Below are 14313 nucleotides of genomic sequence, written 5' to 3'. Positions count from 1 at the left end.
CTCCGCTACCTCCTGCTCACCTTCCCCACAACCCCGGTGTGCCCGGCCCCCCCGTCCGCGCCCCCGACCCAGCCGCTTTATAACGCCCCCCGATATACCTTCGTCTCCGATATATTGAGGCGGTGGAAACACCGCTGCGCGAACCCACCTTCCTGATCCTCACCGCGCTCGCCGCCGAGCCAATGCACGGCTACGGGCTGATCGGTGAGGTCGCCACCCTCTCCGACAACCGCGTGTCCCTCCGCCCCGGGACGCTCTACGGGGCGCTCGACCGGCTGGTCGACGCCGGCCTCGTCGAGGTCGACCGGGAAGAGGTGGTGGACGGCCGGCTGCGCCGCTACTACCGGCTCTCCCCCGCTGGCGACGCCACGCTGAGCGCCGAGACCGAGCGGCTGCGCCGCAACGTCGAAGCCGCCACCGCGCGGCTGTCCAAGCGGACTCGCGCCGCCCACCCGATCACCCCGCGCACGGCCGGAGGGCTGGCATGAACGACCTGGAACGCCGTTACCTCCGGCTGCTGCGCATTTACCCCGCCGACTACCGGCGCGCCCGCGGCGCCGAAATCGTCGGCACCTACCTGGACCTGGCCGCACCCGGTCGGCGTTGGCCCTCGCCCGCGGACGCCGCGGACGTCCTGCGCGGCGGGCTCCGCCAGCGGGTGCGCGCTGCCGGCGCGGCCGACCTGGTGCCAGGCGTACGCCTCGCGGCTGTCCTGGCCCTCCTCGCCGCCACCTCGCTCGCCGGGGTCTGGGCGGTGCTGGAGCTACGCCCCGCTCCGCCCGGCTTCGGCGAGCCAGCCGCCGGGCCGTTCGTCTCGCTCGGCATCATGGCGTGGACCGCCTGGCTGCTCGCCGCGGTGGTGCATGCCCTGACGCCCGGTCGGTGGACCCGGCGCGCCATCACGCTCGCGGTGCTCCTCACGGTCGCACTCGTCCCCGCCGCCGCACTCACCGGCCTGCCGCGCCCGCCGCTGTTCGTGCTGCTACCGCAGGTCGCGTTGGGCCTGGTCGCGCTCGGCGCATCCGACGGGCTGCCGGCGCCGCTGCGGGCGGTGCCGCTGGTCGCCGCTGGCGCCGCCAGCCTCGCGGGGACGAATCTGTTGCCCCCGGACGTGTTCGCCTCGAGCTACTACACCTGGACCGTGGTCCCGGTTCTGCCGAGCGCCGCCGTGGCGGTGCTCGCCGTGGTGGTGCTGCTCGGCGCGGGGCTGGTGCTGCGCCGCGACCACCGGGGCGGCTGGGCCGGCCTGATCCTGCTCACACCGGTGGGCCTGCTGGCCCTGCAGCCGCTGGCGGGGGCGGCGGACGGCCTGCCGAGCAGGCTCGTCCCGAGCTGGGCGGCGCTCGCCGCGACGGCTGTCCTGGTCGCGTTGGTCGGCCCCGCCCTGCTGCCGCTGGCGCTCGCCCTGCGCGCCCGACTGGCCCGACCCCGCGCCTCCTGCCCTGCCTGCGGCGCCCGCCGCTAACCTCATGATCAGCGCGGTCGGGGATGCTGGCGCAGGGCGCGCAGGAGCACAGTCAGGAGTAGGGCGGTCATCGCCACGGCGCCGGGGGCCTTGGTGAAGCGGGCCAGGTTGGTGCCGTCGGGTAGTGCGAGGAAGGCCGCCACGGCCGCCGGCAGCACGAACCACGTCGTCCGCATGGCGGTGAGGGCGAGCAGCGCCAGCGGCCAGGTCGCGTACCAGGGGTGGAAGACCGGGGACAGGACGACGGTGGCGACCAGCGCCAGCGCCGCGCCGTGCAGCGCCACCCGGGGGCGGGTCGCGTCGATCCGGGCCACCCGGACGTCGTTCGACGCGCGCAGCGTCCGCCAGGCCCGCCACCAGAGCACCACCAGCACTCCGGCGAGCAGCAGCAGCGCGACCGCCCGGACCACCGGCACCGCCGCCGGGCCCCCGCCGACCAGCGCGCCCGCGTAGTCGACGACGAAACCGACCGCAGTGGGCGGCGACGTCCACTGCTCGGAGTCCCCGCTGTGGGTCAACCCGCCCACCCAGCCGAACCCGAGGCCGGACAGCGCCGAGGTGACCAGCAGCGCGGCGAGCAGCCCGCCGGCCAGCCACCCGCCGTCGCGCAGCAGCGCCCGCACGGTGTACCGGCCGTGCACCGCGGCCAGCGCGGCGAACGGCACCACCACCACGGCACTCGCCTTCACCGTCACCGCCAGCCCGAGCAGCGCCCCGGCGAGCAGCAGCGCCGCAGGTCGGCCCGGCCGGCGGATCACCACCAGCAGCCCGCACAGCAGCAGGCCCAGCATCACCGCGTCGTTGTGCGCGCCGGCCACCAGGTGCACCCCGACCAGCGGGCTGGCCAGCGCCAGCCAGGCGGCCCGTCGGGTCGGCACCCCGGCCGCGCGGGCCAGCGCGGGCAGACAGAACGCGGCCAGCAGCAGGCCCGCCACCGCGATCACCCGCAGCAGCACGATCGCCCCGGTGAGCCCGCCGCCGAGGCCGACCGCGAGCGCCGCGAGCAACACGAAGACCGGCCCGTACGGGGCGGGGGTGTCCCGCCAGATCGACGCCACGGTGTCCAGCCACGGGCAGCCCGCCGCCGCCACCGGAGTGGCGTACGGGTCGAGGCCGTGCGCGTACGTCCAGCCCTGGCAGGCGTACGAGTACACGTCCCGGCTGCCCAACGGCGGCGCGAGCAGCAGCGGCAACGCCCACAGGCCGGCGGTGACGTACGCCCACCGCGTCGACGGCGCGCCCTCGCGCAGCGACCACCACGCCCCGACCAGCAGTGCGGTGCCGCCCAGCCAGCAGATCAGCGTCGCCTGGCCGCCCGGGGAGCGCCAGATCGACACCGGCGTCGCGCCCAGCGGGGCGTCGGCCAGCGCCCCGCCGAGGTACCCGGCAACGGCGAGCAGGGCCGCGCCGGCCAGGCCGCCGTACCGGGCGGCACGCGCCGTCAGCGGACCGGGAGCGGCGGATGGTGGTGGGGCGCCGGGAGCGGTCACCGGCGCACCTTCCCTCAGTCGGCGGCGACCGGCTGGCGGGCCGCCCGAGCCGACCGTACCAACCGGATGACCACCACGATCACCAACAGCGTCATCAGCGGCGCCCCGACCGACTTGGTGTACCGGGGCAGGCCGGTGCCATCGGGCAGCACCAGGAACGACGCGACCAGGGCCACCACGGTGAACCACCGGGTCCGCCGGGCGGTGGCCGCCAGCACGAACAACGGCCAGGTCCAGTACCAGGGATGCACCACGGGAGAGAGCGCGACCGTGAGGGCGAGCGCGAGGCCGGCGTAGAACAGCGGATCGCGGGTGCGAGCCCGCCACCAGAGCCAGACCAGGAGTACGGCCAGGAGCACGACGGCGATCCCGCGCGTCACCGGCAGCGCGTCAACGTGCCCGCCGAACAGCGCCGCGACAATGCCGACCGTCTGTCCGACCGCTGTCGGCGGGGATGTCCACGCGACGGCGGCGCCTCCCTGGGACAACCCGCCGACCCAGCCGAAGTCCAGCCCACCGGCGGCGGTCACGCCCACAACGGTGGCGACCGCGCCGCCGACCACCCAGCCGCCGTCGCGGATCAGAGTCCGGATCCGGAACGGCCCGGCGGTGGCCGCCAGCGCGGCGAACGGCACCACCACCACGGCGGTGACCTTGATCGCCACCGCGACACCGAGCAGCACCCCGCCAACCAGCAGCAGCCCACGCCGTCCCGGCCGGGACGCCACCACGGCCAGCCCACCGACCAGCGCGGCGAGCATCAGCACGTCGTTGTGTGGGCCACCGATCAGGTGCGCGGCGACCAGCGGGCAGCCCAGCGCCAGCCACACCGCCCGCTTGGCCGGCACGCCGGCTCGACGAGCCAGCGCCGGCAGTGCCCACGCGCTCAACACCACCCCGACCAGCGACAACGCCCGGAACAGCACGATGCTGGCGGTCAGCGAACCGGCGACCTTGACCACCGCACCCGCGATGAGCACGAACAGCGGACCGTACGGCGCCGGGGTGTCCCGCCAGATGTAGGAGACCGTGTCCAGCCAGGGACAGGGCAGGGCGGAGACACCCTGCTCGTACGGGCTGATGCCGCCGACGAAGCTGGCGCCCTGGCAGGCGTACGCGTACACGTCCCGGCTGCCGGTGGGCGGCGCGACGAGCAGCGGCAGCAGCCAGAGCGCCACGGTGACCAGGGCCCAGCGGGTCGACGGCCCCCCGTCGCGCAGAGCCCACCAGGCGTATGCCATCAGGCCGATGCCGACCGCCCACGCGGCGAGGATCAGCGGTCCGTTCGGACCCTGCCAGATGCTGACCGGGGTGCTGCGCAGCGGGCCGCCGGGAAACGCGCCCCCGAGGAAGGCGGACAGCGCGAGCAGCGTCGAGCCGGCCAGGCCGGTCCAGCGCGCGAGGTGGTGAGGCACGTCCGACATGCTGCCAGCCCGTCGGCGGGGAGCCGACGGCAGGCACCCGGCCGGAGTGCGTCCCCGGCCGGTCAGCAGTGGTTCGCCGGTGCGAGGCCGCTGGAGATCGAGTAGTCACCGGCGGCGCGAACCCGCACCTCGGTCCACCCGTTCGCGCCGGGCCGCACGCAGCCGTCCGGGCCGGTGAGCGACAGCCAGCGCGACCAGCGGACCCGAACCAGCACGTCGCCCGGCGCGGCGGTCAACCGGACCGAGCCCCGGTCTGCGGCGACGAGCTGGCCCGGGTCCCCGACCAGCGGAGTCGGATCGACCACGGCATACATCCGCCAGGTCGGATCACGCCAGACCTCCCGCAGGTACGGCAGGCCGGTGCGGATCAGCTCGGCCTCGTCGCGGCCCCAGCGGTCCGCGGGAGCGTCCGCGAGCACCACGTAGGTCACCGCCACGTCGCGTAACCAGTGTTCGTAGGTCTCCGCGCTCAGGCCGCCGTCGTAGAACAGCGCATTGCGATCGCTGTCGACCTGGCGTTCCCAACCGCGGGCCAGCGGCACGGTCGGCGGCAGGTACGCGGACTCCCAGTGGTCCCGCAGCGGCACCACCTCGACCCGCCCGACCGGCTGCCGCCGCTCCAGTTCCGCGACGAGCGGCCGGTAGAACGCCGCGGCGCTCTCCGCGGCGCCGGCCCGGACGACGTCGCTCACCATCACCGGGGGCTGCCACCACACGGTCGCGGCGAGCAGCCCGGCCAGCCACGGCCCCGGAAGCGGGGCGTACCCGGCCAGCACGGGCAGGGCGAAGAGCATCGGCAGGCGCAACGCGTTGGAACCGATCGGGCTGGGCACGTAGTAGGCCCCGACCAGGAGCAGCACCGTGAGCACCGCGCCGACGCGCAGCACCCGGCGACGACGGGGCAGCACGACGCCCACCAGCACCGCGAGCGCGACGTTGATCCGCATCGACTCAGCCGAGTAGGGCTGGGTGCCTCCGTTGCCGAAGAACAACGCGATCGGAGCCAGCGTGACCGCGGGTGCCACGGCCAGGACGACGCCCTCCGCCAACGGTCGCTCCGCCCGCCAGCCACCCGGCAGTGGGCGGCCCGGCCCGTCACCGCGGCGCAGGGCGGCCAGCAGCAACGCCCCGCCGGCCAGCCCGGTGAACAGGCCGGCGACCGGGCTCGCGGCCGTCGCCAGGGCGGCGCAGGCGGCGGCGAGCGCCAGCCGTACCGAACGCGGTGGACGCTCCGCGCTGACCGCGCAGAGCGCCAGCAGCCCGAACGTCAGCCCCACGGCGAAGGTGATCCGGCCGCTCGCCAGGTTGCCGACCAGCACCACGGCACCGAGGACGCCGGCCAGCAGCGGCCGGCGAGCCCGATTCCGGTGGAACAGCCAGCCCAGCGCGGCCGCGCCGAGCACGGCGGCCACGGCGCCCAGCGGACGCACGCCCATCAGTGCGCCCAACCGGGCCGTGAACAGGCTGTAGCCGTACTGGTTGACGCCGCCGTACCAGCCGAGGTCGAGGGGCGTGGCACCGTACCGGTCGGCGAACTCGGCACGGGCCACCTGGGCGGCGAGGTCGGTGCCCATCCGCGGCGCGAGCAGGAACACGGCCGCGAGCAACACCGCGACCCCGGCAGCCGGCGCCCAGACCGCGTACGGGGATCGGGCGCGTCCGGTCCGCCGGCCGGCCGGTGTACCGGTCGGCTGGGTCAGCGCGTCAGGCATCGAGGACCCGTTCCGCCGCGGCGCGGGAGCGGCGGCCCGTGCGCAGGTACTCGTCGAGGAACTCCCCCGGGTCGTCCCGGCCGAGCAGCGCGACCACCCCGGCCAACTCGACCCCGTGCCGGGGCAGTTGGTCGCCGGCCCGACCACGGACCAGCATCAACGCGTTACGGACCTGCGCGGCCAGGGACCAGCCGGCCGCCATCTCGGCGGCGTCCGCCGGGTCGATCAGGCCGGCCCGCTCGGCGGCCGCGAGCGCGTCGAGGGTACGCGTGCCGCGCAGCGCGGGGACCGCGCCGGCGTGCCGGAGCTGGACCAGCTGCACCGCCCACTCCACGTCGGCCAGCCCGCCGCGGCCCAGCTTGGTGTGGGTGGCCGGGTCGGCGCCGCGGGGCAGTCGCTCGGTCTCCACCCGGGCCTTGATCCGGCGGATCTCGACGACCTGCTCGCGGGTGAGCCCCTCGGCCGGGTAGCGCACCGGGTCGATCAGCGCCTCGAACTCGGCGCCCAGGTCGGCGTCACCGCAGACGAACCGGGCGCGCAGCAGCGCCTGGGCCTCCCACACGCGCGACCAGCGGGCGTAGTACTGGGCGTAGGCGGCGAGGCTGCGCACCAAGGGGCCCTGCCGGCCCTCGGGGCGCAGGTCGGCGTCGACGCCGAGCGGCGGGTCGGGCGCGGGCACGCCGAGCAGCCGGCGCAGCTCCTCGGCGATCGCGTGGGCGGCGGCGCTGGCCGCGCTCTCGTTGCTCCCGGCGGGCGGGTCGTAGACGAAGAGCACGTCGGCGTCGGAGAGGTAGTTCGACTCGTACCCGCCGAGCCGGCCCACGCCGATCACCGCGAACCGCAGTCCGGGCGGTGCCGGCTGGCTGGCCTGGGCGGCTCGCAGCGCGGCGGCCAGGGTGGCGTCGGTGACGTCGGCGAGCGCCGTGCCGACGGCGGTGATGTCGGCCAGCCCGGGGGCCGGCCGGGTTCCGCCGTCCGTACGGGTGGGGGTGGGCGCGAGCGAACCGGCCCGGCAGAGCACGTCGGCGCACGCCACCCGGACCAGCTCCCGGCGGCGCAACGCGCGCACCGCCCGGGTGGCCTCGACCGGGTCGGTGTGCCGGGCCGCCGCCGCGAGAAACCCCTCCCGGAGCACCTCGCGTGGGCGGGGCGCCAGCTCGTTCTCCTCGGCCAGCAGCCGCAGCGCCTCCGGATCCCGCGCGAGCAGGTCGGCGGCGTACCGGGAGAGGGCGAGGACCCGGGCCAGCCGTCGGGCGACCGGGCCACCGTCGCGCAGCAGCCGCAGATACCAGGGGGTGCTGCCCAGCTTGTCGGAGACCTGTCGGTAGTTGAGCAGCCCCCGGTCCGGCTCCGGCGCGTCGGCGAACTCGCTGAGCAGGACCGGCAGCAGGGTCCGCTGGATGGCCGCGGTGCGGCTCACCCCTCCGGTGAGGGCCTGGAGGTGGCGCAGCGCCCCGGCCGGGTCGGCGAAGCCGAGGATCTCCAGCCGGTGCCGGGCCGCCTCCGGGGTGAGCCGCAGCCCGTCGGCCGGCACCCGGGCGACCGACTCCAGCAGCGGTCGGTACAGCAGCTTGGCGTGCAGCCGGCGTACCTCGGCGGCGTGCGTCACCCACTCGGCCCGGAAGGCTTCCACGGCGCTGCGCCCCGGCGTCGCCGTGTAGTCCAGCGCGGCGGCGAGCCAGCGCAGCGCGGCCGGCTCGGTGGGCACGGTGTGGGTGCGCCGCAGGCCCTGCAACTGGAGTCGGTGCTCGATGCCGCGCAGGAAGCGGTAGCCGCGCAGCAGCGCCTCGCCGTCGGCACGACCGACGTAGCCGCCGGCGACGAGCGCGCGTAACGCCGGGATGGTGCCGGGCACCCGCAGCGTCTCGTCGCCACGACCGTGCACGAGCTGCAACAGCTGAACGGCGAACTCGATGTCGCGCAGCCCGCCGGAGCCGCGCTTGATCTCGCGCTCCAGCTCCTTCGGCGGGATGTTGTCGATGATCCGGCGCCGCATCGCTCGGACGTCCTCGACCGCCTCGGGCCGTTCCGCCGCTCGCCACACCAGCGGCGCGAGCTGGTCGATCCACTCCTTCGCCAGCGGCAGGTCACCGGCGGCCGGGCGGGCCTTGAGCAACGCCTGGAACTCCCAGGTGCGCGCCCACCGGCGGTAGTAGGCCAGGTGGCTCGCGAGGGTCCGCACCAGCGGGCCCCGGTTGCCCTCCGGACGCAGCGCCGCGTCCACCGGCCAGGCGACCAGCCCGCAGATGTGGATCAGCCGGGTCGCCACCAGGGTGGCGGCGGAGAGGTCGGCGTCCTCGGCGGCCACGAAGATGACGTCCACGTCGGAGACGTAGTTCAGCTCGTCGCCGCCGCACTTGCCCATCGCCACCACGGCCAGCCGGGGCCGCGCGGTGCCCGCGGGCAGCTCCGCGACCGCGACCTCGTACGCCGCGGCCAGCGTCGCGTCCGCCAGCGCCGAGAGCGCGGCCATGGTCTGCTCCAGGCCGCGCCCGCCGGTCAGGTCGGCCGCCGCGATCCGCAGCAGGGCCAGCCGGTACGCGGACCGCAGCACCGCCACCGGGTTGCCGTCGCCGGCCGGCTCCAGCCGCCCCTCGGCGGTGGGGGCGAGCCCGTCCGGGGCGGTGCGCAGCGCCGCGTAGTGCTCGGGGTGGGCCACCAGATGGTCGCCGAGCGCCGACGAGGCGCCGAGCACCGCGATCAGCCGCCGCCGCAACCCGGAGTCGGCGTGCAGCTCCGCGAGCAGCGGCGACCCGGGGTCGGTCACGCCGGGCGCGGTGCCGCCGTTCGTGCGGCGTTCGGCCTCGACGATGCGGTGCAGCTGGCGAAGCGCCAGGTCCGGGTCGGCGGCCCGGGACAGCGCGGCGAGCAGCTCCACGGCCGGCTCGTCGACCGGCTCCTGCTCCGCCGGCCGCCACAACCGCAGCCCGTCCGGGCCGAGCAGGTCGGCGGCGCGCGCCCCGCCGTCGCCCTCGGCGGTGCCGAAGCCGTACCGGGCGAGCCGGCCCGACGCCCTGGTCGGCCGGCTCATCAGTGCCCGAGCAGCGGCAGGCCACGCCGCACGGTGCTGTCGTCCAGCTCACCGAGGGCCAGCGCGGCGAACCGGGCGGCGAACGGCTGCCAGACCTCCTCCACGTCGACCATCACCGAGGCGCAGGCCGCGACCACCAGCTCCGGGTCGTAGCCCAGGTCGGCGAGGAGCGTCGAGTCGGCGGCCCAGTCGGCGATCATCGCGGTGTCGCACTCGATGTGGAACTGCAGCCCCCAGGCCCGGTCACCGAGCCGGAACGCCTGGTTCGGGTAGCGGGTGGAGGCGGCCAGCAGGGTGGCGCCTCGGGGCAGCTCGGTGATCTCGTCCGAGTGCCACTGGAGCACGTCCGGGATCAGCGGCACGTACCGGAAGAGCGGGTCGTTCTCTGCGGCGTCCCGCCGGCCGACCACGCCGGGGCCGATCTCCGGCCCGGACGGGCTCCGCTCGACCAGCCCGGCGTGCGCGGCGGCGAGCAGCTGCGCCCCCAGGCAGACGGCCAGCGTGGGCACCCGGTGGCGGACCGCCTTGCGCAGCAGCCCCTCCACCGCCGGGAACCAGGGTGCGCCGGGCGAGCCGTCCGGCAGCGGGTACGCCTGCTGCTCGCCGCCGAGCACCACGAGCGCCGCGTACCCCTCCAGGTCGGCGGGGAGCTCGTCGCCGGCGTGCGGGCGGACCACCCACAGCTCCAGCCCAGCCTCGGTCAGCCATTCGCCCAGTCGGCGCAGGTCGTCCGACGGGTCGTTCTCGATCACCAGCGCGGTTGCCACCCGTCGAGGCTAGCCGGTGCGCCGCCGGGCGCCACGCCCCGCCACGGCCCCGCGCTCTCCGCCCCCGCCAACGTGCGCCGACCCGGCGCAGCGGGGTCGATAGGCTCTGCGGTTGTGATCAGCGAGGACCTGACCGTCATCCGCCCGCCCGCGCTGCGCCCGGGCGACACGGTGCTGCTGGTGTCGCCGTCCGGGCCGACCTCGCCGCAGCGGGTGGCCCGTGGGATGGAACTGCTCACCGGCTGGGGCCTGCGGCCGGTGCCGGCGCCGAACGCGTACGCCCGGCAGGGCTACCTGGCGGGCGCGGACGAGCTGCGCGCCGCCGACCTGAACGCCGCGTTCGCCGACCCGCAGGTGCGCGGGGTGATCTGCACCCGTGGCGGATACGGGGCCCAGCGGGTGGTGGACGCCATCGACATGGCCGCGGTCCGCCGCGACCCGAAGGTGGTGGCGGGCTTCTCCGACATCACCGCGCTGCAGTTCGCGCTCTGGCGGGGCGCCCGGCTCGCCGGGGTGCACGGCCCGGGGGCGGCCTGGCGGGATGAACGCACCCCGCTGCGCTCGGCCGAGTCGCTGCACGCCGCGCTGATGACGACCGAACCGGTGACGGTCACCGCGGTGGCCGGCGAGGAGACCTATCCGGTCCGCGTCCCGGGTCGGGCCACCGGCACCCTGCTCGGCGGCAACCTGTGCATGATCGCCGCGTCGATCGGCACGCCGGACCTGCCCGACCTGACCGGGGCGGTGCTGTTGATCGAGGACGTGCAGGAACCTCCGTACAAGGTCGACCGGATGCTCACCCACCTGCGCCGGGCCGGCGCGCTGGACGGGTTGGCCGGGGTGGCGGTCGGCCAGTTCACCGACTGCGCCGACGGCTGGGACACCACGATCGTCGACGTACTCGGCGAACGCCTCGGTGGCCTCGGCGTACCGGTGCTCGGCGGACTGCCGATCGGCCACGGCCCCGGCCAGCTGACCGTCCCCGTCGGCACCCAGGCCACCCTCGACACCACCACGGCCACCCTCACCGTCTCCCCCGCCGTCGCCTGACCCGCTCCCCTCGCCCGCGTCACAAGGTGAAGCGGGCCAGGTGGCCGTTCTCCAAGGCTGCGTAGATGCTGCCGTCGGGGGCGACGGTGAGGCCGTGCGGCTCGGAGTTCGGGGTGGGCAGCTCGTAGGTGTCGACCCGGCCGGTCGGGTCGACGTGGCCGATGCGGTTTCCGGCCCACTCGGTGAACCAGGCGCCCCCGGACGGATCGGCGACGATGCCGTGCGGCCGGGCCGTCCGGTCCGGCAGCGGGTACTCCTCGATCTGACCGTCGGGGCTGATCCGCCCGACCTGACCGGCCCCGATCTCCACGAACCAGAGCGCCCCGTCCACGCCCGCGGTGATACCGACCGGTGCGGCGCGCTCGGTGGGCAACGGGTGCACCCGTACGGCGCCGTCCATGCCGACCCGGGCGATCGCGTTCGCCTGGTTGAGGGTGCACCAGACGGCGTCGTCCGGGCCGGCCGCCACCATCGAGGCGAACGCCCCGGAGACCGGCAACGGCACCTCGGTGACCACCCCGTCGGTGCTCACCCGTCCGACGGTGTCGGAGTTCATCCCGGCGTACCAGAGGGCGCCGTCCGGGCCCGCGGCGATGCCGCACGGGCCGGTGCCCGCCGGCAACGCGACCTCGCGCTGCTCCCCGTCGGTGGTGATCCGGCCGATCCGGTCGTCCCCGGAGCGGGTGAACCAGAGCGCGCCGTCCGGACCGGACGTGACGATCAAGGGCCGGCTGCCCGGATCGCCGGCCGCCCAGCGGCGCACCGAACCATCCACGTCCACCCGGGCGATCGCGCCGGCGTGGACCAGGGTCAGCCATAGGGCCTCGTCGGGGCCGGTGGTGATGCCGTACGGCCCGGCCTGCGGGTCGGTGATCGGGAGTTCCCGGATCGGTGTGGACGTCACGAGAGGCTGCCTTCCGTCGGTGGATCCCGGTCGACCGGGCCCGCACGGCTCGGCCCACCCGGGGCACGGCGAGGAACCACCCTCACCCATCGGGCGTACCGAGGCAACCCGTTTGTCCGACTCGGCGGGCCGGATTGCCAGCTGGCGGACAGCTTCGGCACGGGTTCCACCCAGCCGGGCTGGTCACTGTCGGTGATGACATCGCAGCACCACCGAGAATCTGGAGGAGAGCATGTCCCGCACCATCCGCAAGAAGCACCTGCTGGCCGGTCTGGCCACCGCCGGCGTCCTCGGCGTGGGGATCGCGGCCCCGACGATCGCGTTCGCCGCGGACGCCACGTCGACGCCGAGCGCCAGTAGCACCGCCGACGGCCCGGGCACGAAGGCCGACCGGCAGGGCGAGTTCGCCGAGGCGCTCGCCAAGGAGCTGGGCGTCTCCCCCGACAAGGTGACCGCCGCGCTGGAGAAGGTCCGCGAGCAGCAGCGCGCTGACCGGCCGGAGCGGCCGTCCACCGAGGACCGGCAGGCCGCGCTCAAGGAGCGGCTCGACCAGGCGGTCAAGGACGGCAAGCTCACCCAGGAGCAGGCCGACGCGATCACCAAGGCCGTCGAGGCCGGTGTCTTCCCCGGCCCGGGCGGCCACCGCGGTCCGGGTGGTCACGGCGGGCCGGGCGGACACGGCGGCCCCGGCGGTACGGCCGGCAGGTGACCGTCGGCGGCCCCGCCCGACCGGGCGGGGCCGCCACCGACCAGACCGTCAGCCGGCGGGGGCGGGCGGGGGCGTGAACACGCCGAGGTGGTTGCCGGCCGGGTCGAGCAGATGGGCGAGGGTGAGCCCGCTCGGGGTCGTACGCGCCGCCACCAGCACCTTGCCGCCGGCCGCCTCGGCCCGCTGGCAGGTCTGGGCCACGTCGGCGACCTCGGCGTAGAACACGGCGTAGTTCGGCGACGTCCCGTCGGTCGCCCGGATCGCCCCGCCGATTCCGGTGTCGCCACCGGCGCCGGTCACCCGGTAGGACCCGCCGTTGGCCGCGCCCTGCTCCTCGAAGGTCCAACCGAACAACTCGCCGTAGAAGCGCTCCGCCTCCTCCGGCCGATCGGTGCCGATCTCGAACCAGGTGATGGGCGTCGTGGACATCTGCTGCCTCCAGGTTTCCCGTGCCGGCCGTGCGGCCGTCGTCAGGAGCAGTCTCGGGGCCGTCCGCGACACCGTCCTGTCGGTGTTTCCGGATCACCCGACGGGGTCCGCGCCGGCCGGGCCGTGCCCGACGCGACCCGCGCCGTCGGTCTCAGACCAGGCTGAGCCGTCGGACCCGCTCCTGCGGGATGTCGAGATCCGCCGGGCGCAGCTCCCGGGCCACCACCTCGGGCAGTGCCCGCACGCCCCGGATCCGGTCAGTGCGGAAGCAGCGCAGCTCGTCGCGCAGCCGGCACCAGGCGAGCAGGTACCAGTGTCGAGGGTTGCCGAGGTAGCCGAGCGGCTCGACGTCGCGTGCCGAATCAGCGCCGTCGCGGTTCGCGTACCGGATGCGCAGCACCCGCCGCGCTGCGACCGCGTCGGCGACGATGGCCGGGACGGGCGTGGCCGGCCCGTCGCCGATCAGGTGCACGCGGCCGGCGAGCCGGTGCGCCTCGGCCGCGTCGGCGGCCGGCAGGACCGCCACCAGCTTGCGCAGCGCGGTGGCACCGGGCCCGGCGAACGGCGTGCCGGCGAGCCGGTGCAGCGCGACGGCCATCGCCACCGCCTCGGCGGCGGTGAGGTTGACCGGGGGCAGGGTGCGGGCGCGGTCCAGCACGTAGCCGCCGGTGCGCCCCGGCTCCGCCCAGATCGGCACGCCGGCCTCCTGCAGGGCGCCGATGTCGCGCTCGATGGTCCGGCTGCTCACCTCGAAACGCGCGGCCAGCCAGCGGGCGCTACGCGGCCGGGGCGACATCGCCCGCAGCTCCTCGACCAGGGCGTAGAGGCGGTCCGTGCGGTTCATGCCCGGCACGCTACGGCCGGGGTACGACGACCGCGCTCAGGCGATGCAGGCGCAGACGATCAGCGCCGCGCCGAAGTGGGTGGCCGCGCTGACCCGGGCCGCCGGGTGCGGCTCCGGCGAGCAGATGACCTCGCCGAGCTTGCCCGGGGTGAGCAGGTCGAGCACCACGAAGGCCAGCGCCATGATGGCCAGACCGAGCAGCCCGAACACCACGGTGGAGGCGAGCCCCTTGCCGAAGTCGCTGTAGCTGGTGAGGATCGCGGTGAAGACGATCCCGGCGATGCCCAGCTGGTTGGCGGCGAGCAGCAGCCCCGCGTTGGCGTTGCGGTCCACCCAGATCAGGTCCCGCAGGCGGCCGGGAGTGAGCAGGTCGACCAGCCCGAACCCGGCCGCCATCAGCCCCACGCCGACGACACCGAACAAGACGCTCTGCCAGGCACCGCTGAGCAGATCCTCCAGCACCGACTGCCTCCCGACTCTCCGCCCGG

General features: G+C 75.6%; 13 protein-coding genes. 4 read left to right on the top strand and 9 right to left on the bottom strand.

Going from position 1 to position 14313, the window contains the following annotated elements:
* The first annotated feature begins 122 nt into the window (after window positions 1–122).
* Window positions 123–488, top strand: a complete 366-nt coding sequence (locus tag ACWD6N_RS25670; protein ID WP_354968539.1) for a PadR family transcriptional regulator — start codon at window positions 123–125, stop codon at window positions 486–488.
* Entirely contained in the window at window positions 485–1465 is a 981-nt protein-coding gene (locus tag ACWD6N_RS25665) for a serine/threonine-protein kinase (protein ID WP_354968538.1), read from the top strand. The genes ACWD6N_RS25670 and ACWD6N_RS25665 overlap by 4 nt, the downstream gene beginning before the upstream one ends.
* 8 nt (window positions 1466–1473) lie before the next feature.
* Here the strand turns inward: ACWD6N_RS25665 and mptB (ACWD6N_RS25660) are convergent, their stop codons facing one another.
* The 5 genes from mptB (ACWD6N_RS25660) to ACWD6N_RS25640 form a co-directional block, all read right to left on the bottom strand.
* A complete protein-coding gene (mptB, locus tag ACWD6N_RS25660; RefSeq protein WP_450005203.1) occupies window positions 1474–2955 on the bottom strand; it encodes a polyprenol phosphomannose-dependent alpha 1,6 mannosyltransferase MptB in 1482 nt (493 codons plus the stop codon).
* Window positions 2956–2969: 14 nt separating this feature from the next.
* A complete protein-coding gene (gene mptB, locus ACWD6N_RS25655; RefSeq protein WP_450005204.1) occupies window positions 2970–4370 on the bottom strand; it encodes a polyprenol phosphomannose-dependent alpha 1,6 mannosyltransferase MptB in 1401 nt (466 codons plus the stop codon).
* Window positions 4371–4441: 71 nt separating this feature from the next.
* The gene (locus tag ACWD6N_RS25650) at window positions 4442–6091 is read right to left on the bottom strand and encodes a hypothetical protein (protein WP_354968536.1); all 1650 of its coding nucleotides are present in this window, start codon (window positions 6089–6091) and stop codon (window positions 4442–4444) included.
* A complete protein-coding gene (locus tag ACWD6N_RS25645) occupies window positions 6084–9122 on the bottom strand; it encodes a bifunctional [glutamine synthetase] adenylyltransferase/[glutamine synthetase]-adenylyl-L-tyrosine phosphorylase (RefSeq protein WP_354968535.1) in 3039 nt (1012 codons plus the stop codon). The genes ACWD6N_RS25650 and ACWD6N_RS25645 overlap by 8 nt, the downstream gene beginning before the upstream one ends.
* Window positions 9122–9889, bottom strand: coding sequence for a type 1 glutamine amidotransferase (locus ACWD6N_RS25640; RefSeq protein WP_354968534.1), 768 nt, complete (start codon window positions 9887–9889; stop codon window positions 9122–9124). The genes ACWD6N_RS25645 and ACWD6N_RS25640 overlap by 1 nt, the downstream gene beginning before the upstream one ends.
* Window positions 9890–10003: 114 nt before the next feature.
* Between ACWD6N_RS25640 and ACWD6N_RS25635 the strand changes: the two genes are divergently transcribed.
* Window positions 10004–10939: a S66 peptidase family protein gene (locus ACWD6N_RS25635; protein WP_354968533.1), complete on the top strand. Its 936-nt coding sequence runs from the start codon at window positions 10004–10006 to the stop codon at window positions 10937–10939.
* Window positions 10940–10958: 19 nt separating this feature from the next.
* Here ACWD6N_RS25635 and ACWD6N_RS25630 read toward each other — a convergent pair whose 3' ends face one another.
* Window positions 10959–11843 (bottom strand): virginiamycin B lyase family protein, encoded by an 885-nt coding sequence (locus tag ACWD6N_RS25630; RefSeq protein ID WP_450005202.1) that lies wholly within the window; start codon window positions 11841–11843, stop codon window positions 10959–10961.
* 232 nt (window positions 11844–12075) lie between these two features.
* Between ACWD6N_RS25630 and ACWD6N_RS25625 the strand changes: the two genes are divergently transcribed.
* Window positions 12076–12552, top strand: a complete 477-nt coding sequence (locus ACWD6N_RS25625) for a hypothetical protein (RefSeq protein WP_354968531.1) — start codon at window positions 12076–12078, stop codon at window positions 12550–12552.
* Window positions 12553–12600: 48 nt separating this feature from the next.
* Here the strand turns inward: ACWD6N_RS25625 and ACWD6N_RS25620 are convergent, their stop codons facing one another.
* From ACWD6N_RS25620 to ACWD6N_RS25610, 3 genes are all read right to left on the bottom strand, one after another.
* Window positions 12601–12981 carry a VOC family protein gene (locus tag ACWD6N_RS25620; protein WP_354968530.1) on the bottom strand — a complete coding sequence of 127 codons (381 nt, stop codon included), beginning with the start codon at window positions 12979–12981 and terminating at the stop codon, window positions 12601–12603.
* Between the two features lie 151 nt (window positions 12982–13132).
* A complete protein-coding gene (locus ACWD6N_RS25615; RefSeq protein ID WP_354968529.1) occupies window positions 13133–13825 on the bottom strand; it encodes a helix-turn-helix transcriptional regulator in 693 nt (230 codons plus the stop codon).
* 36 nt (window positions 13826–13861) lie between these two features.
* Window positions 13862–14287, bottom strand: coding sequence for a DUF350 domain-containing protein (locus ACWD6N_RS25610; protein ID WP_354968528.1), 426 nt, complete (start codon window positions 14285–14287; stop codon window positions 13862–13864).
* Window positions 14288–14313: the final 26 nt, after the last annotated feature.

The sequence above is a fragment of the Micromonospora sp. NPDC005163 genome (assembly GCF_053599835.1).
This window is presented reverse-complemented; position numbering and strand designations above follow the sequence as displayed.

Excerpts from the sequence above, each read along its gene's own strand:
- ACWD6N_RS25645 (WP_354968535.1), bottom strand. The coding sequence starts at position 9,122 with ATGAGCCGGCCGACCAGGGCGTCGGGCCGGCTCGCCCGGTACGGCTTC.
- ACWD6N_RS25665 (WP_354968538.1), top strand. The coding sequence starts at position 485 with ATGAACGACCTGGAACGCCGTTACCTCCGGCTGCTGCGCATTTACCCC.
- ACWD6N_RS25620 (WP_354968530.1), bottom strand. The coding sequence starts at position 12,981 with ATGTCCACGACGCCCATCACCTGGTTCGAGATCGGCACCGATCGGCCG.
- ACWD6N_RS25615 (WP_354968529.1), bottom strand. The coding sequence starts at position 13,825 with ATGAACCGCACGGACCGCCTCTACGCCCTGGTCGAGGAGCTGCGGGCG.
- ACWD6N_RS25625 (WP_354968531.1), top strand. The coding sequence starts at position 12,076 with ATGTCCCGCACCATCCGCAAGAAGCACCTGCTGGCCGGTCTGGCCACC.
- ACWD6N_RS25650 (WP_354968536.1), bottom strand. The coding sequence starts at position 6,091 with ATGCCTGACGCGCTGACCCAGCCGACCGGTACACCGGCCGGCCGGCGG.